The organism is Glaciimonas sp. OK215 (assembly GCF_057787885.1).
This window is the reverse complement of sequence record NZ_CM173544.1, coordinates 5,113,140-5,132,983: the sequence shown is the minus strand read 5'-3', so window position 1 is coordinate 5,132,983 and position 19,844 is coordinate 5,113,140. Positions and strand designations below refer to the sequence as shown.

The following is a 19,844-nucleotide window of genomic DNA, read 5'->3' as shown; positions in this document are numbered from 1 at the left end:
GCCGGTCAATAATAAGCCGGTACCAACAGCGCATTGACCTGCTGCAGGTCGTTTTCCTTCAACGCGCCGGCTGCCGCTTTCAATTTCAGGCCATTCATCAAGGTGTCGTAGCGTGCCTTGGCTAAATCGCGGCGGGTTGAAAATAATTGTTGCTCGGCGTTCAGCACGTCGATATTGATCCGCACACCGACCTGATAGCCGAGCTTATTCGAGTCCAGCGAAGACTGGCTGGATATTTCCGCCGCTTCCAGGGCCTTGACCTGAGCCAGGCCGTTACTGACGCCCAAATATGCCTGACGGGCGTTTAATGCCGCTGTTCTGCGGGCGGTATCGAGATCCGAGCGCGCCTTGTCTTCCAGCGCCACCGCCTGCCGCACCTGACTGTTGACGGCGCCGCCGGCATACAGCGGAATCGTCCATTGCACACCGATCGAATTGGAGGTGCCGGAGCCGTTCGTGAACGGGTTGCTGTTACCGCTGATGCTGGCGTGGCTGCGGGCGGCAACCAGATCGACCGTTGGCAAATGGCCGGCGCGCTCTTTCCTGATTTCGCGTTGCGCGCTTTCAAGCGCAATTTGCTGACTGACGACGCTGTAGTTCTGCTGCTCGGCACTGCTGACCCACGGGTCGATTTGCGCCGGTTCGGGCGTGTTCAGTTTGACGCCGGGGCGCAAGGTCGCCAGCGGTGCCGGTGCCTGGCCGATAATTTGTTGCAGCATGCTGCGCGCGACCTCGAGATTGTTGGTGGCGGCAATTTCCTGTGCCAGCACCAGATCAAAGCTGGCTTGCGCTTCGTTGGTATCGGTGATGGTTGCGGTGCCGACGTCAAAATTCCGCTTGGCAGAGGCCAGTTGCTCGGCAATCGCGCTTTCCTGCGCCTTCAGGAAAGTCAGCACATCCTGTGCCGCCAGTACATCAAAGTAAGCCTGGCCGACACGCAAGATCAGATCTTGCTGGACTTGCGAAAATTGCACTTCGCTACCGGCTACCGACAGTTTCGACTGTTCGTATTGCTCCCAATTCGCCGGACGAAATAGCGGCTGGGTCAGTTGCAAACCATAATTGTTGGTGACGCCGTTCCAGTTGTCGCCCGAGCGACTGTAGGTGCCGGCCAAACCGACTTGCGGCAACAATCCTGCGCGCCCCTGAATGCTGGCTTCGCGGCCGGCGCTAAGCGCATAGCGAGCGCTGGTGTAGGCGGCGTCGTTGGCGAGCGCTTGCTGATAGGTCTGGACCAAATCCAGCGCCTGTGCGTCGACAGACAAAAAAGCGCCTGCGATCAGCATCGCGCTCAGCGTGTTGCGGGTGTTGCGCATCAAACTCTCCGGAGCATGCGGTAGCAGGGCGGCATCTGAGCAAAGCGGTCTTGCGACGCTCTCAGTAGATTGGCATGCCGACGTCCACCTGTTGCGCCCATGCATGGATGCCGCCGGTGAGATTGATGACGTGGGGGAAATGGTTGCGTTCCAGAAACGCTGCTACCGACATGCTGCGGGCGCCGTGATGGCAGATACAGACGATCTGCTGATCTTCTTCCAGCTCACCCAAGCGAGCGGGAATGGTCTGCATCGGGATCAACTGGGCGCCGGCGATATGGCAAATTTCATATTCCCAAGGCTCGCGCACGTCCAGCAGCAGCGGCGTCGGGCGATCCGGATCGGCGAGCCAGGCGGCTAGTTCAGGAGAGGTAAGATGTTGCATCGTATGGTCGTCCGTGAGTTTGCTGGTTCAGAATTTGAAATGAGAATGCGGCGCGGCGTCACGCAGCGGTTTGGCGCTGGTCTCAAACAGATTGCGGGTGTCGTAAGCGGTCTCGGAGCTGCGGGTAATGACTTGCGCTGTCATCACCGGCGCTTCGCCAATAATCGCGATGATACGGCCGCCGACCTTGAGTTGATCCAGGAAGGCTTGCGGCAGCGAAGCCAGCGAACCCGAGATGACGATCACGTCATACGCAGCTTCTTTACCTTTAGTCCAGCCTTGGGCGCCGTTGCCTTCCACGACCTCGACGTTGCCCACGCCATACGCGTTCAGGTTTTTCTCTGCAAACGCTTTCAGCCCGGCATCGATTTCAACCGTCACCACGTGCCGCGCCTTGTGGGCCAGCAATGCCGCCATGTAGCCGGAACCCGCACCGATTTCCAGTACGTGCTCATGCTTCTTGACGGCGGCTTCCTGTAGCAGGCGTGCTTCGACTTTCGGTGACAGCATGCTCTCGCCGCCATCGCCCGGCAACGGGATTTCGGTGTCGCTGAAGGCCAGGCTCTTGTACGCGGCCGGTACGAATTCTTCGCGGCGGACGACCGTCAGCAGGTCGAGAATATCCAGGTCCAGCACATTCCAGGGACGGATTTGCTGTTCGATCATATTGAAACGGGCTTGTTCGATATTCATGGCTAAGGCTCAATCACTGAAGGAAAGGGACATTTTAACAAGGTCACCCCTAAAAACCTACTGCACGGACCAATCTCGCAGCCGCGACGCCGAGGGTACGGCGCAGCTTGTCGTTTCGATATTGGTCCGTGCGCTACGCCTGTTCGAGAGGAACACCAACGGCAGGGGTTTTCCCTTGCCATCGACGTCGCATCCAGTTGGCAAAATCATCCAAATACGTATACACCACCGGCACCACTACCAAGGTTAGCAGCGACGACGTAATTATTCCACCGATCACGGCCTGACCCATCGGCGCCCGCTGTTCGGCGCCTTCGGCCACGCTGAATGCCAGCGGCACCATGCCGAACACCATGGCCAGCGTCGTCATCAGGATCGGTCGCAGGCGCACATGGGCCGCTTCCAGCAGCGCCGCATTGCGCTCGGCACCGGCCTTGCGGGCCTGATTGGCGAAGTCGACCAGCAGGATCGCATTCTTGGTGACCAGCCCCATCAGCATGATGAAACCGATAATCGAAAACATATTCAGGGTAGAGCGGAACATCATCAGCACCAGAAACACGCCGATCAGGGTCAGCGGCAGCGCCGTCATGATCGCGACCGGTTGCAGGAAGCTGCCGAACTGCGAGGCCAGAATCATGTAAATGAAGATGATTGCCAGGCCGAGCGCTGCCAGCGCATAGCCTATCGACTCTTGCATGCTCTGGCTCGAGCCGCCGACCTGATAGTGATAACCGGCCGGCCAATGCATGTTGTCGAGCGCCGCTTTGACATCCGTGTTGACTTCGCCGGCCGAGCGTCCGACAGCGCCGGCAGACAATTCGACTTCACGGTTCAGACTGCGCCGATTGATCTGATTGGCGCCGAACGCATTGCTAATGTTGGCGACCTGACGGAGCGGGACCATTTTCGGTGAGCCGTCCGTGTTCAGTTGCGTGCTGGCCAACATCAAACGCGACAGATCTTCGCTTGCATTCCGATTGCTCGGCGCCAGGCGCACATTCACGTCGTAATTCTGGTCGTCCGTGCCGCGCCAGCTGCTGACCACTTCCCCGGCCAGCAATGGCCTCAAGGTATTCCCGACCTGTGCCACGCCAATCCCCAGATCGGCACCGATATCGCGTTTCGGCGTAATGGAAATAGTCGGCTTGTTGGCCTTCAGGCTCGAATCGATATCGACGACGCCGGGAATCGCCCGCATCTTGCGCTGTGCTTCCTCGGACAAGCGTTGCAATTCCTTTAGGTCCGGGCCCAGCAAGCTCAGCCGTACTTGTTTGGTATCGCCGCCAGCGCCTTCCAGCGGACCGACTTGCGTGACGGTAATGCCGGCCACCTGGGTCAGGCGATTGCGCAGTAACGGGGTCATTGCGGCGGTGCTGCGCCGGCGTTCCTTGCGTGGCGTCAGGCGCACAAAGATGCTGGCGTAATTTTTACCCTGCGCAGTGCCGGTATTTACCGTGCTGTAGGTATCCTGCACTTCAGGGAATTCGCGCAGGATCCGTTCGACCTGATGGACTTTGCTCTCGGTCAGCTCGAGCGATGAGCCGACCGGGGTGTTGAACGTGACGCCGGTTTCCGAATAATCGGCTTGCGGAATAAATTCGCTGCCGATCAGTCCCATTGCAGGCAAGGCCAGACCGCCGGCAAACGTCATGACGGCGATCACCACTGTCGTCACACGATGCCTGAGCGACCATTTCAATAGCACCTGATAGCTGTCCGACAGCCATTGCACCAGCCGTTCAAACTGTTCCAGTACCCGGCCTATGGTCTTGGCGTACAAACTTTTGCGTGCATGGGGGTCTTGCTTGTCGTCGCCATGCAAAGAGGGGTCAGGCCAGATCGATGAGAGCATCGGATCCAGCGTGAAAGACACGAACATCGAAATCAGCACCGCAGCCGTCACCGTGATACCGAACTGGTGAAAAAAACGGCCGATGATGCCGCCCATGAAGCCGACCGGCAAGAACACTGCGACGATCGAAAACGTCGTCGCCAGCACTGCCAGGCCGATTTCAGCGGTCCCTTCCAGCGCTGCCGTGCGGTGGCTTTTATACACGCCGTTGACCTTCATGCCGGCATGCCGCACGATGTTTTCGCGCACCACGATGGCGTCGTCAATCAACAGCCCGACGCACAGCGACAGCGCCATCAGCGTGATCATGTTGATGGTGAAGCCGAAGATGTACATGAACAGGAATGTGCCGATCAGCGCCACCGGCAAGGTCAGACCGGTGATGATGGTCGAGCGCCATGAATTCAGGAACAGGAAGACAATCAGGATCGTCAGGGCGGCACCCTCGATCAGGGTTGCGCGGACGTTTTGAACGCTGACCCGGATTTGCCGCGAACTGTCTTTGATCGCCTGAATTTTGACACTGGGATACTGCGACTGCATCTGGGTTTGCAGTTCCTTCATTGCCGCCATCAAGCCATCGGCGACAGCGATGGTGTTTTCGCCTTGTGCCTTCAGGATATCCAACGCCAGCGTGCGCTGACCGTTATACAGCGCCAGGGTTTCCTGCTCTTCCTGGCCATCGACGACTGTTGCGACTTGCGACAGCCTGACCGGCTGGCCGCCGCGTCTGGCGACAATAATGTTATTGAATTCTTCCGGGTTCTTGATCTTGCCCTGCACCTGCACCACTTTTTCGGTGTCGGAGGCACGAATCGCCCCGGTCGGCAGTTCCTGATTCTCGTTGCGCACCGCATTCAGCACGTCGTCAATGCCGATGCCGAGTGCCTCCATCTCGGTCGGCTTGACGTAAATGTTGATCTCGCGTTTGACGCCGCCGACCATTGCGATCGAGCCGACCCCGCGCACATTTTCCAGGCGCTTCTTGACGATCTGATCGGCAATCGTGGTCAGCTCACGCAGATTGCGCGGACGGGCACCCGGCGCGTTGGCGACCGATATCGAAAAGATCGGCGCGTCGGCCGGATCGTAGCGGGTGATGCGTGGTTCCTTGACCGCGCTGCGGAACGCCGATTTCACCAGCGCCACCTTTTCACGGACATCCTGCGCGCCTTGCAAAGGATCGACGGTCAGGTCGAAATCGATGATCACCACCGAGGTACCCTCGTAAGAGCGCGAGGTCAGGTTCTTGATGCCATTGATGGTGTTGACCGCTTCTTCAATCGGCCGCGTGACATCGGACTCGACCGTTTCCGGCGAGGCGCCGGGGTAAGCGGTCTGTACCACCACCACCGGGAAATTGATGTCGGGAAATTGATCGACCCGCAGGCGGTCGTAAGAAAACAGGCCAAGCACGACGAAGGCCAGCATCATCATGGTGGCTAACACCGGATTGCCGATACTGATGCGTGTAAACCACATGACGGCGTCCCTTAGCTCTTTTCTTTGGCAAACTTCACAACCGCACCGTCAGGCAGGTTGCCAAGATTCACCTTGACGATTTGTGCGCCGTTGTCGAGGCCGCTGAGGACTTCGACCGCGCTATTGTTCGCGCCGGTGCTGCTGTCGTCGTTGCCGCGCAGTCCCAGTTTGACGGCGCGTTGTTGCAGCTTGCCGCCGTCAATCGCGTAGACGGTGGTATTGCCGGCATCGGTCTGGATCGCCGATAGCGGCAGCGTCAGGACACTGGTTTTTTTCGACAGGGTGAGCTGGGCCTCGCCAAACATGCCGACCCGGAGTGCGCCGTCAGGATTGTCAACCTGGATAAAGACCAGGATGGAGCGCGAGCCGGTTTCAATCGATGGATTGATGCGCACCACTTTGCCGTTCACCGGCGCCGGCAATCCTTCCAGCGTCAGCTGGACGTCCTGACCGGGCGCGACATGCAGAATGTCGGCGGTCGGTACCGCTGCGACCAATTCCATGCGCTTCAAATCGACGATTTGCAGCAGATTGTTGTCGGGCGAGACTTTTTCGCCGGGCTGCACCGAACGGCCGCTGATCAAGCCGCTGATCGGCGCTTTGATGACGGTGTCGGAAAGTGCCTTGCGCGCGACATCCAGCGCACCGCGTGCTGAATCGACATTGGCACGGGCGATGTCGTATTGACTGGCGGCATTGTCGAAGGCGTTTTTGGAGATGAAGCCCCTGGCGACCAGTACCTTGTTGTTGTCGCGCGCTTTGGTGGCGATGTCCAGTTGTCCCTGGGCCGCCACCAGTGCACCTTGCGACTGATTCAGGCGCGCCTGATATTCGCTGGCATCCATTCTGAGGAGCACCTGGCCGGCGCTGACGGAAGCGCCTTCGCGCACCAGCACTTCGCTTACTTCGCCACTCACCCTGGCCTTGACCGCAGCCTGATTCACCGCGCGCAGCGACCCCGACAGCGGGAGTACCTGACGGAGCTGCTGCGGTTTCACCCGGATAATGTCGGAACGCAAAAATTCCAGCGTCGGGATGGCTGGCACCGCTGTTTTTGCGGCGACCGTCCTGGCCGGCTTTTGCAGTGCCAGGGCGGTGCCCGCCAGTATTGCCAGAACAATCATGGCGGCCCGGATTTTGTGGCGTTTTAGCATGTCTTGTTTGGGAGAGCTGCTGGCTGAGCCAGCAATCCGTGCAGGCAGAGGTCGATAAAATTATCCAAATAAACGGCAGGAGAAATCGGGACGATCCGGTAACTGTTGAAAGCGTATTGCCACATCATCAGCATCAACACCGGCGCGATGATGACATGGGTGGTTTCCTTGACGTCAACGGCGCGAAATTCACCGCGATCAATGCCGCGTTGCAGCACGCGCCCGATCATGGCATCGCTGCGCGAAATCACTTCTTCGTAATAAAACGGCACCAGCTCAGGGAAGTTGCCTGCTTCCGCCATCATCAATTTGGTGATGCCTCCCAGTTTGGTGGCGCCGATGCGCTCCCACCATCCCACGGCGATGTCGCGGAACAACGCCGCACTGTGACCGGTATAGCTGTCGATGATGGTTTCGGCCTCGTCCAGCAGCGGCACCATATTTCCCCTGACCACGGCTTTGAATAACTCTTCCTTGTTTTCAAAATATAAATACAGTGTGCCTTTCGAGACCCCGGCCCGCGTCGCTACGTCATCCAGCCTGGTCGCCGCGAAACCGCGTTCCACGAACAGGTCGAGCGCGGCCGCGAGCAGCTCCTGCGGACGAGCGCCCTTGCGGCGTTCCCACCGCGTTTTGGTCTTGATCGAACTGGTCATGGATGCGGAATGCCGAGTGGAAACCCGACTAACTTACCGAAGAGTCAGTAATATAAGCGGCAATCCCGGGAGCGTCAAGGCTACTGTGCAGCGGGCTATGAAAGATTCTGCTAATGGTTTCAGTTCAGGGCAAATTGCGCTTTTAGCCAGAACGTGCGACCGGGCTCGTTAATGCGCATGGTTTGCGTATAACCGGGCAACGGCGTGCCGCGACGGCTCAGATGTTCCGCATAGACTTTGTTGGTCAGGTTGTCGACGCCCGCTGAAATCAATGTACCTTTGCGCGGCTTCCAGCCGGCATTGATCGAGAATGTCGTAAATCCGGAACTGGCCCCCAAATCCTGACCCGCGATATTGCCCTTGTTGAGATCGAAGCGATTCTGCGCGGCGACCGCGCGCACCATGGCTGCCAGCGACCAGGTCCGGTTGTCGAAAGTCAGGCCGATTTTGCTTTCCAGCGGCGGCATTTGCGCCAGCGCTGTGCTATCGGTACGGTTATAGCCGCGCACATAATTGATGGAGCCGTCCAGTGTCCAGTACGGATGCAAGACATAGGTCGCGCCGATTTCGCCGCCCCAGGTTGTCGCGGCTATATTGCGTGCGATCGAGATGCCGGAAGTGGCTCCTTTGGTGACGTTGGATTGGATCAGGATGAAATCATCGATGTGGTTGTAAAAAGCCGATGCCGTCAGGTTCAGGGCACCGGATTGATGCAGGATACCGACATCGAGTTGCCTGGTTTTTTCCGGTTTGGTGCCAAAGGCACTGGCGGAGCTGGCGCTTTGTTTTGAAATCAGTTCCCAGTAATCGGGGAAGCGTTGCGCGATGCCAAGACCGGCGTAGGCGGTCATCGGGACCTTTTCAAGATCGTGTTCGTAGCGCGCAAAACCGCTGCCCAACGTGGCATTCCGGCTAGTCACGGCGGTGGATGCCGGGCTGGGTTTGCGCGTATCTTGCGCATGCCAGAAATCGGTCCGCAGGCCGGATATGATGCGTCCGTTTTCTTTCTCGCCAACGTGTTGGGTCAACTCGCCGAACAGACCGACATTGCGGAAGTTTGCATCGGCGATGCGCGGACTATTTTGATAAGAAACCGATTGCGGACTCATCCCCATGCCAATGCGCGCCGTGTGCGCATTGCTTTGCATGTCGACACCCGTCGCCAGTTCCAGCGCGTCGGTCAGGCTCCACGTGACGGCGACGCGCCCGCCCTTGGTGGTGCGGTCAGGGTTCATTGCCCTGAGCATCCGGTTTGGCGCAGGGGTACGCAAACTGTAATTGTCCATAACGTGATCGATATAGTTGCGATACAGCTGTGCTTCCAGTTTTTTGATCAACGGTGAAATATCGCGTTTTTCAAACTTGATCCCCAGATTCGATCGCGCGAAGCGGGCGCCATCCATCCCGCGATCCGCATAGGCAGCCTGTCCGTCGCTTTGCGCCACGGACAGTTCGAGCAACGTGGTGTCGTCGGGCGTCCAGCCGAATGCCGCGCGCTTGCTCCAGCGGCTGTAGCGCGAATGTACGGCAGCGCCGTTGCCGTCGCGATAGTCATCCGAGCTTGATCGTGTGACGCCGGCTTCTGCATACATTTCGGACAGGCTGTAGCGCGCGCCGGCGACCTCATCGTGACGCCCGAAACTACCCGCCATCGCGCTGCCGTCGAACTTCAACCCGGGTGCCGCGCGGCGTGTGCTGCGTTCGAACAATACCGTCCCGGCAGAGCCGCCGGGGCCGTAAAGTACGGTCTGCGGGCCCTTGATGACCGTGATTTTGTCGTATTCGGCCGGAAAGATATAAGCGGTCGGCGGGTCCATGCGGCCGCCGCAGCCGCCCAGAATTTGTTGGCCATCCATTGCAATCGACAAGCGCGATCCGGCCATGCCGCGCAAGACCGGATCGCCGCTGCTGCCGCCCTTGCGTATCACGGAGAACCCGGGGATGGTTTTCAGGTAATCGGCGCCATCCTGTGCGGGAACCGGCTGGCGCGGCGCCTTGGGGTCGGTCACCACCTTCAGCGGTGCCGACATGTGCGACGCCGTCACCACGACTTGCGGAAGAGGGGTGCTTTGCACGGCGATCGGCGGCACTTCCGCAGTCTGCGCCGCAGCGCGATAGATAAAGAGAAAGCTGAGGGACAAGGCAAGCGGTGTCAATGCGAGTTGATTCATCATGATGGGGTGGATGCTCAATAAGAAAGTCGCGACCATGCCCGCAGCCGGCACCCTGACCGGTCAGGCACTGGGCATGGTTGACTTAAGGTTAAAGGCGGCGAATTACAGAAAATGCGTATTGATGATGCTGTCTTGAACTTCAGGCGCTGGATGCGCCGGACTCGGGCTGTTCCGGGTTCAAGCCATGCGTAAGTGACGCGTCCGTCGGCAGGTAATTTTTTCTGCTAATTCGAACAACGAGTTGGCGAGGTATATTTTCGGCGCTTAGACCGAATAATTAAATTGGATAAATACTTAAGTTTCGTCGGAAAATTCTGATCTTTGGTCAGTCGGCACATCCGATTGCCATGCATCAGCCTTGACAATTGAGGGGCCCCGCCACGATTTTGCACTTGCCAGAGCAGGTGTCCGAAGCGGACGGCGGGGTATATGCGGAACAAGCGGCGCGCATTTTCCAGTCGTTGGGACTGTCCTGGTAAAGCAGCTATCCTGGTTCATGGAACCAGCCTTGGCAGCCGGCGCGTGGGTCGCGAGAAGAATGAGAACGATCGCGACCGGCATGGCGCTGCTACGGCGCAGCACATTCCGGGGCGATGTTTTGTTGTTTTGGTCCTTGGCGTTTTTCTGAGCGTCGCGTGGTAATGCGATTGGCAGCAGTTGAACTTGGTATAACCCGTGTACGACAGCGTTACGCGGCGCCGCCCGTTACGCCCAGAGGCGCACGGGGACGGTTAGTCAAGCGTAAATTCGGCTCTGTGAGCAAAGCAGCGCAATTCTGCTGCATACGCCGGGCTGGTTGCCTGATATTCATCCGCCTTGCGATTCAGCATCGCTGCCGTTTTCAGGTGGCGGAGCGGGGTTTCCCGTTGTGCGGGTTGCCGGCTGTTAATTGACAGTAGGGCAATCAATAACGCTTGCACTGCTTGCAAAACATTTTTGACGTAACTCGTCTCTGTGCCAACCAGGATAGGAAAGTTTTTTGATAACGTTGTCATGCTGTGGTCCTCATCAAATGATCGATTGTTGCAGTGCAATATAACTTGCGATCAGAGATATTTCTAATCAAATTTACGCATGTGTGTTATCACGAATATGAATAGCGGAGGCCATTCTGCCTGACAGACTGCTAGCGCGAACAAGGGCCGTCAGAAGTGCCGACCTGGATTTTCGGTTGCCATAACACTTGCAAGCGGGCCGGGCCTTCTCCCGCCAGCAGTGCCAGCATCATTTCCGCCAGTTGCTGCCCGACCTTGCCGGGTTCGGGCTGGATGATCGAGGTGACCGTTGTGCCGACCAGCGTGTCGGGCGGCAGATCGTCGTAGACGATGACCGACAGATCGCGTCCGGCCACCAGGCCGGCATCGAGCAAGGCACGCATCACGCCGACGCCGCCCAGATTGTTGTCGACGATGACCGCCGTTGGCGGCTCTGCCAGTGCCAGCAATTGCGTCATTGCGCTGTAGCCGCTGCGGCGATCGAACACATTGTCCACGATATACGCCGGATCGGCCGCAATCGCGGCCCCGGCCAGGCTCTCCAGATAGCCGGCCCGCCGCTGCACTGCAAAATTCAGCGTGGTCGATGCGCTGACCAAGGCAATTCTTCGATGCTGGAAAGACAAGAGCCGATCGACGGCCATTTTCAGGCCGGCCCGATTGTCGATATCGAACCATGGGTACTGTTCGCAATTAGCGCTGCGGCCATAGGCCACGAAAGGAAATTTTTGTTCCTGCAAGAAATCCAGGCGCGGGTCGTGCAGCTGGGTCTGGGCAACGATCAGGCCATCGACCCGGCGCCGGCTGATCATGCGCCGATAGGCGCGCAATTCATCACCCGCGACCGCGGACGCAATCACCAGATCCATATCCTGCTGATCCAGGCGCACCGCAAGACTGGCAATCGTCTCCAGAAATGCCGGATCGCCGAGATCGCTGCAGCTGATCGGATAGATGATGCCGACCGCATCCATTTTCCCGGTCACCAGGCTGCGCGCTTGCGGGTTTGGACTGTAACCGCCGGCTTTGGCTGCCGCCGCCACCAGGATTCTGGTCTTCTCCGAGACTTCGGGATAGCCGTTCAGGGCGCGGCTGACCGTGGTAACGGAAAGGCCCAGAGTCTTTGCAATTTCTTTGAGTGACATGTCGTTCTTTATCTGACATTGAATGTGGGATGGTGCCGGATCGCATGCATTGCTGACCATCGAGACGCAAGCATTTTATGCTTGTGCCATACCGGACACGATGATACTCAGAATAAGCCTGTATTTGGGTGCGCCGCCATGGAAAATCAATAAATTGAAAAAAATATTTACTATCCAAAACGTTTTGGTTATTATTCATAACGGTTTGAATAAAGCTCAAAGCGTTTTGATAAAGAGTTCGCTTCCTATCCGCGCTGAGATACCTGAATGCTTGAGATACGGTCCGGACATACAAAAATACCATTTGGCAGAAGCCACAGGAGACAGAGAATGATTGTTTTACAGCAATTGATGAAGCGCTATGCATGCGGCGCTGCCGCCGCTGTGATGCTGGTTGCGATTGGCGCAAACACGGCTGCGGCTGCCGAGATCACCATTTCTTGCGGCTCGGTAGGGCAAGATTTTGAAATGTGCAAAAAAATGACCGACGAATGGTCGGCCAAGACCGGTAACAAAGTAAAGCTGTTCACTTCCCCCAATTCCACCACCGATATTCTGGCCTTGTTCCGCCAGCAATTCGGCGCGAAATCGAGCGAAATCGACGTCCTCATGGTTGACATAGTATGGCCCGGCGTGATCAAGCAGCACTTGCTGAACCTGACGCCGTATGCCAAGGGCATCGAAAAAACCCATTTCCCTGCCATCGTCGCCAACAACACGGTCGACGGAAAATTGCTTGCGATGCCCTGGTTCACCGATGCAGGCTTGTTGTATTACCGCAAGGATTTGCTCGAAAAATACAAGGAAAAAGTCCCGGCCACCTGGGAAGAAATGACCGCGACGGCGCAAAAAATCCAGGATGGCGAGCGCAAGGCGGGCAACGCGGGAATGTACGGTTATGTATTCCAGGGCAAAGCCTATGAAGGCTTGACCTGCAACGCGCTGGAATGGGTGTCGAGCTACAAAGGCGGCAGCATCATTGAAGCCGACGGCAAAATCAGCATCGACAATCCGCAGGCCGCGAAAGCGCTGGATATGGCCGCCGGCTGGATAGGCAAGATCGCGCCAAAAGGCGTGTTGAGCTTTGGTGAAGAAGAGGCGCGCGGCGTATTCCAGAACGGTAACTCGGTGTTCATGCGCAACTGGCCTTATGCCTGGTCTTTAGCGCAGAAAAGCGACAGCAAGGTGAAAGATAAAGTCGGTGTGGCCGCATTGCCGAAAGGCGGCGCCGACGGCCAAAGCGCGGCAACGCTGGGCGGCTGGCAACTGGCGGTATCGAAGTATTCCAAACATCCGGCCGAAGCGGCCGATCTGGTGCTGTACCTGACCAGCAAGGATGTGCAGAAACGGCGTGCTATCGACGGCTCTTACAATCCGACCATTCCTGAATTGTACAAGGACGCAGATGTGCTGAAGGCGGCGCCGTTCATGGGTTCCCTGTATGAGGTCTTTCCTCATGCGGTGGCACGTCCGGCGACCGTTACCGGAGAAAAATATAACCAGGTGTCCGCCGCTTTCTGGAACGCCGCTTACGCTACCTTGTCCGGTAAAACCAAAGGTGCGGACAGCGTCAAGAAACTGGGGCAGGACCTGACCCATACCCGCCGCGGCGATAAATGGTAGAAAAGCCTGCCCGTGACAGGGGGCGGTTTTTCAGACTGAATCGCGGGCGCAGCTTGATCGCTCCCGCGCAGTAAGGCACTGCGGCAGCTGTGGGCGGAAATCCTGTCCATCGGCATTCCAAAAGCCGCGACATTCGCAACCAGAGCAGGCGGCTTGACCGGCCTGGTTGCATCAACCCGAACGGGAGGAGACGTCCCATGAATTCCGTACCAATAAGCAGCCCCCAGAGCGCCACCAGTGCTATACCGGAAAAAGTACCGCAAAGCGCACTCACCAAACAACGGATTCGCAGTGCCTGGATTTTTCTGGCGCCGATGCTGATTATTCTGGCGCTGGTTGCGCTGGAGCCCCTGGGACGCAGCATCTGGCTGAGTTTTACCGATGCCAGTCTGGATCGTCTGGGCGGAGCGGGCGTCAAGTTCGTCGGCTGGGAAAATTATTTCGGCGATTACGGCCTGTTTTTCAGCAGGGGAAATTTTATCGATTCGGCGTGGGCCGGGGCAGTCAAGAACACGCTGTTTTTCGCGGTCTGTTCGGTGACCCTGGAAACCGTGTTTGGCCTGATCGTCGCCCTGGTGCTGAATGCCCAGTTCAAAGGCCGCGGGCTGGTGCGTACCGCAGTGCTGGTGCCCTGGGCGATTCCGACGATCGTCTCGGCCAAGATGTGGGACTGGATGCTGCAGGAGCAATACGGGATTTTCAACATCATGCTGTCGGCCTTGCACTTCGACAAAATTGCCTTCACCACCGATTTGCCGATGTTTTCCGTGCTGTTGGTGGACGTCTGGAAAACCACGCCCTTCATGGCTTTGCTGATTCTGGCGGCGCTGCAAATGCTGCCCAAGGATTGTTATGAAGCGGCTCAGGTCGACGGCATCCATCCGGTCCGGGTGTTTTTCAAGGTCACCCTGCCGCTGATCAAGCCGGCGCTGATGGTCGCGGTCATCTTCCGCCTGCTCGATGCCTTGCGGGTGTTCGACGTGATTTACATCCTGACCGGCACCAATGAAAACACCATCAGCATGTCCGGCTTTGTGCGCGAAAGCATGATTGCGAACGGCTATGTCGGCCAGGGCTCGGCCGCCTCTACCGTGCTGTTTTTGATCATTGCCCTGTGCACGCTGATTTACATGAAATTCAGTAGAACCAATGCCGAAGGTTAAGCCAAGCGCGCAGCATATCCAATCTGCAGGAGAACCATAGTGATAAGAAATATCGGGTGGCGCATCGCATTCTGGATGCTGGTGGTGGTGATCGTGGTGTTTTCACTGTTCCCATTGTTTTACGCAATTCTGACGTCGTTTTTGAGCGGCAGCGCGCTCTACGACGTGACCGAAGTGCTGCAGAGCGGCTTGAGCGTGAAAAACTACGCCGCGCTGTTCGACAGCAGCCAGCATTTTGGCGAAAGCATCATTAACTCGATCATGGTAGCGGTATCGGTCGTCGTGGTGTCGCTGTTTCTGGGAGTGACCGCAGCGTTTGCATTGGGGCGCGTCAAATTCAGGGGGCGCGGCATGTTGCTCATGGCGATTCTGGCGGTGTCGATGTTTCCGCAGGTGGCGGTGCTGGCAGGCATGTACGAAATGATGCAGACGCTCGGCTTGTATAACAAAACGATAGGACTGGTGCTGCCCTACATGCTGTTCACCCTGCCGTTCACGGTCTGGGTGTTGACCACTTTCATGCGCGATCTGCCGAAGGAACTGGAAGAAGCGGCCATCATGGACGGCTGCACCTCCTGGCGCATCATCAAGGATGTCTTCATGCCGCTGATGTGGCCGGCGCTGGTCTCGACCGGATTGCTCGCCTTTGTCGCCGCCTGGAATGAATTCCTGTTTGCGCTCACCTTTGTGACCAAGGATAGCGGGCGTACCGTGCCGGTGGCGATTTCCCTGATCGGCGGCGGCGCCAGTTCGCAGGAACTCCCCTGGGGCAAGCTGATGGCGGCCTCGGTACTGGTCACGCTGCCGCTGATCCTGATGGTGCTGGTCCTGCAGCGAAAAATCGTATCGGGATTAACGGCCGGCGCAGTCAAAGGCTAAGTCCTGCAAGAGAACCAAATGATCTCGGCCAACCCGGCAACGGGCGCTGAATTTTTAACACTGAATTTAATTTTGGAGCAAGTAGTGATGAGTGCGGTGCAACCCTTCAAGCAGTTTTCCGGCAACCTGACCCAGCCCGATTGGTGGCGTGGCGGCGTGGTGTACCAGATTTATCCGCGCAGCTACCAGGACAGCAACGGCAATGGCGTCGGCGACCTGAAAGGGATTACGCAGCGGCTGCCGTATATTGCCGCGCTTGGCGTCGATGCGATCTGGCTATCGCCTTTTTTCAAGTCGCCGATGAAGGATTTCGGCTATGACGTCAGCGACTACTGTTCGGTCGATCCGATGTTCGGCACGCTGGAAGATTTCACCGGCATGCTGGAACAAGCCCACCAATTGGGGCTGCGCGTGATTATCGACCAGGTGCTGAGCCACACTGCGGACAATCACCTGTGGTTTACCGAGAGCCGCGCCAGCAAAACCAACGCGAAAGCCGATTGGTATGTATGGGCCGACGCCAAGGGCGACGGCACGCCGCCGAACAACTGGCTGTCGATTTTCGGCGGCTCCGGCTGGCAGTGGGATACCGCGCGCGAGCAGTATTACCTGCATAATTTCCTGACCAGCCAGCCCGACCTGAACGTCCACAATCCGCAGGTGCAGCAAGCCTTGCTGGATGCGATGCGCTTCTGGCTGGAACTGGGCGTCGACGGCTTCCGCTTCGATACGGTCAACTTTTACATGCATGACCCCTTGTTGCGCGACAATCCGCCGAAAGGGCGTCCGCAAGGCGTCGACGGCGCGGTCAACAGCGTCAATCCGTATGCATGGCAATGGCATCAGTACGACAAGACGCAGCCGGAAAATCTCGCCTTCCTGAAAAAAGTCCGTGCCATGCTGGATGAATATCCCGGCATTACCACGGTCGGTGAAGTGGGCGCCGACGACTCGCTGGGCGTGATGGCCGAGTACACCAACGGCGGCGACAAGCTCCACACTGCCTACAGCTTCGACTTACTCAGCGAACTTTGTTCGGCACCGTATTTTCATCAGACCTTGACCAATTTCGAGCAACGGGTGACCGATGGCTGGGCCTGCTGGGCCATTTCCAATCACGATGTGGCGCGTGTGGCCACCCGCTGGGGCGGCAGCCAGGCCGCCGCACCGCAAGCATTGAAACTGTTCGCGGCGATGCAACTGTCATTGCGCGGCAGTCCGTGTATTTATCAGGGCGACGAGCTGGGCTTGCCGGAAGCCGAGTTGCGCTTCGAGGAATTGCAAGATCCATACGGCATCACCATGTGGCCCGCCTTCAAAGGGCGCGACGGTTGCCGCACGCCGATGCCGTGGTCGGCCGCTGCGCCGCAAGCGGGTTTCAGCAGCGCCGACAAGACCTGGTTGCCGCTGGCGGCAGCGCATCTCGGTTTGGCGGCCGATCTGCAGCAACAGCAATCCGACAGCGTGCTGGCGCATTACCAAACCTTTTTGAAATGGCGCAAGACGCTGCCAGCCCTGATGCATGGCGAAATCGTCTTGTTGCCGGTCGATGAGCGGGTCCTGGCGTTTGTCCGCAAGCAGGACGGCAAGCAGTTGTTGTGCGCATTCAACCTGTCGGCTGCGGCTGCCAGCTATGCGCTGCCGGCTGGGATAGAGGCACTCACCGCCTGTGAGGGCCATGGTTTCAGCGCCGCCGGCGTCACCGGCAAGCAGCTTGAGTTAGGCGCCTGGGGTGCTTACTTTGCCTGGGTTAATTGAGGCGACCTTAAGTCATTAAGCCAGCGCTTGTCTCCACAAGTCGATGCTGCAGGACGCCTGTTTTAGTTGTCGTACTTTCACTTCAGAAGAAAGAATGCAATGGCTGATTTAATCTTTAAAGGTATTCATAAGCGTTACGGCGCCAGTCCCGATGTCATTCGTGATGTCAATTTGACCATCAAGCAAAGCGAATTTTGCGTTTTTGTCGGGCCTTCGGGCTGCGGCAAATCGACGCTGTTGCGCATGGTGGCGGGACTGGAAGATATTTCCAGCGGCGAATTGACGCTGGGCGGCAAGCGCATGAATGAAAAGGCGCCCACGGAACGCGGGGTGGCGATGGTCTTCCAGAGCTACGCGCTGTATCCGCACATGACCGTCTACGACAACATGGCGTTCGGTTTGAAAATCCTCAAAACCAGTGCCGATACGGTCGACAAGAAAGTCCGCGAAGCGGCGCGTATCTTGCAGCTGGAACCATTGCTCAAGCGTCTGCCGAAAGAATTGTCGGGCGGCCAGCGCCAGCGGGTGGCGATTGGCCGCGCCATCGTGCGCCAGCCGCAGATTTTCCTGTTCGACGAACCGCTGTCGAACCTGGATGCGGCGCTGCGCGTGCAAACCCGGCTGGAAATTGCCAAGCTCCACACCGACATCGGCACCTCCAGCATGATTTACGTCACCCACGACCAGGTCGAGGCAATGACGCTGGCCGACAAGATCGTGCTGCTCAATGCCGGCCGCGCAGTGGCCGAAGATGGCAGCATCGCCCAGGTCGGCACGCCGCTGGAGTTGTACCACCATCCGGTCAACCGCTTTGTCGCCGGCTTCATCGGTTCGCCGGCAATGAACTTCCTGCCTGCCACGGTGCACGAGATCGGGGCGCACGGCGTGACGCTGGCGCTGCCCGGCGGCACCCGGCTTGCAGCGGAGGTCGCCGGCAACGATTTGCCGCACGGCGCACCGGTCAGTTTCGGCATCCGCCCGGAGCACTTGTCGGTCGACGATGCGGGTCAGCTCAAGGGCAAGGTCCGCCACGTCGAACACATGGGCGAGCTCAGCTACCTGTATGTCGACTTGCCGGGACTGGCCGCGCCGCTCGTGGTCAAGCACGCCGGCACCTTCAACGGCCAGGCCGGCAGCCCGGTCAGCCTGGCTGCGCCGGCAGCCAACGCCCACCTGTTCGACGCCAACGGCCGTGCCCGCAGGCGACTGCCGTCCGCAGCATTGGGATGAGGCCGGGATGCGCCATGAATTTAGTAGTTGTCAGGTAGTAGTTCGGAAGTGGTTATCTTAAAAATATAAACGAGACGAGATATTGAAATGCGAAAAATTACAAAAAACACGTTGGTGACGGCAGGGATCCTGATCGGTACCATCGGCGCGGCGACAAACGCCCATGCAGACTATAGTTACGACGGCACGGAGGCGTTTGCCTTTCACGGCTATCTGCGCGCCGGGGTAGGTACCAGCGACGGGCAGTCGCAAGTTTGCTACCACCTGCCCGGCGCCCAGAGCAAATACCGCCTGGGTAACGAGTGCGAGCAATACTCGGAACTGGAAACCGATGTGCGACTGATGAAATTCGACAACGGCACCATCCTCAGCGGCGTCGCCATGGCCAGCCTGTATAACCAACTCAATCACTCGCCAACCTTCGATGCCCCCCGTGGCAACATCCGTTTGCCGGAGTCTTATCTGCAACTGACCCACATCCCGGGATGGGACGGCGCACGGGTCTGGGCCGGACGTATTTACTATGAACGCAACGATATCCACATCAACGATTTCTATTACTCGGCGCCGAGCGGCCTGGGTGCCGGCGTGCAGGATGTGTCGATCGGCAACGGCTTGAAAGCCAGCTACGCGCTGTTTCGTGAAGATGGGATCAGCCAGCCAGCCTATGCCAGCCGGCATGATTTCCAACTCTCCGGCATTCAAACCAATCCGGGCGGTCAGCTGAAGTTCGACCTGTCGTATATTCAAAAGGCCGATATTCCCGATAGCCATAACGGCTGGTCGTTGACGGCCCAGCATACCCAGAGCGATGTGCTGGGTGGCAAGAACAAGATGGCCATCCAATACGGTAGCGGACCCGGCACCGGCCTCGGCGAAACCGGCGACCTGACCTCGGATGCCAGCACCAAGCGCTGGCGCGTGCTGGATGCCTTTGACTGGCAAGCCACCAAGAACTTCGGCGGGCAGGTGGCGGCGATCTATCAGCGCGACATTACGCCTACCGGTTCGCAGAACTGGGTGTCGTTCGGCGTGCGGCCTGTGTATGCCTTCACCGATCATTTCAAACTCGTGACTGAAGCGGGCCATGACCGCGTCACGCCAAGCGGCGCAGCGACCCGCACCCTGACCAAGTTCACGATTGCCCCGACGCTGGCGTTGGAGCGTTCGTTCTGGAGCCGGCCGGAGTTGCGCTTGTTTTACACCTATGCGCATTGGAATCAGGCAGCGCAGTTAGCGGCCGCTCCCAACGATCCACTCTCCACCACCGGCGTCTTTGGCTCGTCACGCAACGGTTCCACGGTCGGGGTGCAATTGGAAACATGGTGGTAATCCT

At 58.1% G+C, this 19,844-nt stretch carries 16 protein-coding genes; 7 read left to right on the top strand and 9 right to left on the bottom strand.

Features of this window, described 5'->3' with window-relative positions; translation table 11 throughout:
• Window positions 1–5: 5 nt before the first annotated feature.
• The 9 genes from AC3CHX_RS23630 to AC3CHX_RS23590 form a co-directional block, all read right to left on the bottom strand.
• Window positions 6–1,316 (bottom strand): TolC family outer membrane protein, encoded by a 1,311-nt coding sequence (locus AC3CHX_RS23630; RefSeq protein ID WP_488630414.1) that lies wholly within the window; start codon window positions 1,314–1,316, stop codon window positions 6–8.
• Window positions 1,317–1,377: 61 nt separating this feature from the next.
• Window positions 1,378–1,701, bottom strand: coding sequence for a rhodanese-like domain-containing protein (locus AC3CHX_RS23625; RefSeq protein WP_488630413.1), 324 nt, complete (start codon window positions 1,699–1,701; stop codon window positions 1,378–1,380).
• 27 nt (window positions 1,702–1,728) lie between these two features.
• Window positions 1,729–2,394 (bottom strand): protein-L-isoaspartate O-methyltransferase family protein, encoded by a 666-nt coding sequence (locus tag AC3CHX_RS23620; protein ID WP_488630412.1) that lies wholly within the window; start codon window positions 2,392–2,394, stop codon window positions 1,729–1,731.
• A 133-nt stretch (window positions 2,395–2,527) separates the two neighbouring features.
• A complete protein-coding gene (locus AC3CHX_RS23615) occupies window positions 2,528–5,731 on the bottom strand; it encodes an efflux RND transporter permease subunit (protein WP_488630411.1) in 3,204 nt (1,067 codons plus the stop codon).
• 11 nt (window positions 5,732–5,742) lie between these two features.
• On the bottom strand, window positions 5,743–6,885 hold the full coding sequence (locus AC3CHX_RS23610) for an efflux RND transporter periplasmic adaptor subunit (RefSeq protein WP_488630410.1): 1,143 nt from the start codon (window positions 6,883–6,885) through the stop codon (window positions 5,743–5,745).
• Window positions 6,879–7,541: a TetR/AcrR family transcriptional regulator gene (locus AC3CHX_RS23605; protein WP_488630409.1), complete on the bottom strand. Its 663-nt coding sequence runs from the start codon at window positions 7,539–7,541 to the stop codon at window positions 6,879–6,881. The genes AC3CHX_RS23610 and AC3CHX_RS23605 overlap by 7 nt, the downstream gene beginning before the upstream one ends.
• Window positions 7,542–7,660: 119 nt before the next feature.
• The gene (locus tag AC3CHX_RS23600) at window positions 7,661–9,715 is read right to left on the bottom strand and encodes a TonB-dependent copper receptor (RefSeq protein WP_488630408.1); all 2,055 of its coding nucleotides are present in this window, start codon (window positions 9,713–9,715) and stop codon (window positions 7,661–7,663) included.
• A 731-nt stretch (window positions 9,716–10,446) separates the two neighbouring features.
• Entirely contained in the window at window positions 10,447–10,710 is a 264-nt protein-coding gene (locus AC3CHX_RS23595) for a hypothetical protein (protein WP_488630407.1), read from the bottom strand.
• 131 nt (window positions 10,711–10,841) lie between these two features.
• Complete coding sequence (locus AC3CHX_RS23590) at window positions 10,842–11,855, bottom strand: substrate-binding domain-containing protein (protein ID WP_488630406.1); 1,014 nt, start codon at window positions 11,853–11,855, stop codon at window positions 10,842–10,844.
• A gap of 22 nt (window positions 11,856–11,877) precedes the next feature.
• Here AC3CHX_RS23590 and AC3CHX_RS23585 point away from each other — a divergent pair, with 22 nt between their 5' ends.
• The 7 genes from AC3CHX_RS23585 (at window position 11,878) to AC3CHX_RS23555 (ending at window position 19,840) form a co-directional block, all read left to right on the top strand.
• Window positions 11,878–12,189, top strand: coding sequence for a hypothetical protein (locus AC3CHX_RS23585; protein WP_488630405.1), 312 nt, complete (start codon window positions 11,878–11,880; stop codon window positions 12,187–12,189).
• Window positions 12,186–13,478, top strand: coding sequence for an ABC transporter substrate-binding protein (locus AC3CHX_RS23580; protein WP_488630404.1), 1,293 nt, complete (start codon window positions 12,186–12,188; stop codon window positions 13,476–13,478). Before AC3CHX_RS23585 ends, AC3CHX_RS23580 begins: the two co-directional genes overlap by 4 nt.
• Before the next feature lie 197 nt (window positions 13,479–13,675).
• The gene (locus AC3CHX_RS23575) at window positions 13,676–14,641 is read left to right on the top strand and encodes a carbohydrate ABC transporter permease (protein WP_488630403.1); all 966 of its coding nucleotides are present in this window, start codon (window positions 13,676–13,678) and stop codon (window positions 14,639–14,641) included.
• A 39-nt stretch (window positions 14,642–14,680) separates the two neighbouring features.
• A complete protein-coding gene (locus AC3CHX_RS23570; protein ID WP_488630402.1) occupies window positions 14,681–15,520 on the top strand; it encodes a carbohydrate ABC transporter permease in 840 nt (279 codons plus the stop codon).
• Window positions 15,521–15,607: 87 nt separating this feature from the next.
• Entirely contained in the window at window positions 15,608–17,278 is a 1,671-nt protein-coding gene (locus AC3CHX_RS23565; RefSeq protein WP_488644911.1) for an alpha-glucosidase, read from the top strand.
• A 99-nt stretch (window positions 17,279–17,377) separates the two neighbouring features.
• Window positions 17,378–18,508, top strand: coding sequence for an ABC transporter ATP-binding protein (locus tag AC3CHX_RS23560; protein WP_488630401.1), 1,131 nt, complete (start codon window positions 17,378–17,380; stop codon window positions 18,506–18,508).
• A gap of 87 nt (window positions 18,509–18,595) precedes the next feature.
• Window positions 18,596–19,840 (top strand): carbohydrate porin, encoded by a 1,245-nt coding sequence (locus AC3CHX_RS23555; RefSeq protein WP_488630400.1) that lies wholly within the window; start codon window positions 18,596–18,598, stop codon window positions 19,838–19,840.
• The last annotated feature ends 4 nt before the right edge of the window (window positions 19,841–19,844 follow it).

What these genes read in the sequence shown, in the direction of transcription:
- AC3CHX_RS23630 (WP_488630414.1), bottom strand. Translation starts at nt 1,316, where the DNA reads ATGCGCAACACCCGCAACACGCTGAGCGCGATGCTGATCGCAGGCGCT.
- AC3CHX_RS23625 (WP_488630413.1), bottom strand. Translation starts at nt 1,701, where the DNA reads ATGCAACATCTTACCTCTCCTGAACTAGCCGCCTGGCTCGCCGATCCG.
- AC3CHX_RS23620 (WP_488630412.1), bottom strand. Translation starts at nt 2,394, where the DNA reads ATGAATATCGAACAAGCCCGTTTCAATATGATCGAACAGCAAATCCGT.
- AC3CHX_RS23615 (WP_488630411.1), bottom strand. Translation starts at nt 5,731, where the DNA reads ATGTGGTTTACACGCATCAGTATCGGCAATCCGGTGTTAGCCACCATG.
- AC3CHX_RS23610 (WP_488630410.1), bottom strand. Translation starts at nt 6,885, where the DNA reads ATGCTAAAACGCCACAAAATCCGGGCCGCCATGATTGTTCTGGCAATA.
- AC3CHX_RS23605 (WP_488630409.1), bottom strand. Translation starts at nt 7,541, where the DNA reads ATGACCAGTTCGATCAAGACCAAAACGCGGTGGGAACGCCGCAAGGGC.
- AC3CHX_RS23600 (WP_488630408.1), bottom strand. Translation starts at nt 9,715, where the DNA reads ATGATGAATCAACTCGCATTGACACCGCTTGCCTTGTCCCTCAGCTTT.
- AC3CHX_RS23595 (WP_488630407.1), bottom strand. Translation starts at nt 10,710, where the DNA reads ATGACAACGTTATCAAAAAACTTTCCTATCCTGGTTGGCACAGAGACG.
- AC3CHX_RS23590 (WP_488630406.1), bottom strand. Translation starts at nt 11,855, where the DNA reads ATGTCACTCAAAGAAATTGCAAAGACTCTGGGCCTTTCCGTTACCACG.
- AC3CHX_RS23585 (WP_488630405.1), top strand. Translation starts at nt 11,878, where the DNA reads ATGTGGGATGGTGCCGGATCGCATGCATTGCTGACCATCGAGACGCAA.
- AC3CHX_RS23580 (WP_488630404.1), top strand. Translation starts at nt 12,186, where the DNA reads ATGATTGTTTTACAGCAATTGATGAAGCGCTATGCATGCGGCGCTGCC.
- AC3CHX_RS23575 (WP_488630403.1), top strand. Translation starts at nt 13,676, where the DNA reads ATGAATTCCGTACCAATAAGCAGCCCCCAGAGCGCCACCAGTGCTATA.
- AC3CHX_RS23565 (WP_488644911.1), top strand. Translation starts at nt 15,608, where the DNA reads ATGAGTGCGGTGCAACCCTTCAAGCAGTTTTCCGGCAACCTGACCCAG.
- AC3CHX_RS23560 (WP_488630401.1), top strand. Translation starts at nt 17,378, where the DNA reads ATGGCTGATTTAATCTTTAAAGGTATTCATAAGCGTTACGGCGCCAGT.
- AC3CHX_RS23555 (WP_488630400.1), top strand. Translation starts at nt 18,596, where the DNA reads ATGCGAAAAATTACAAAAAACACGTTGGTGACGGCAGGGATCCTGATC.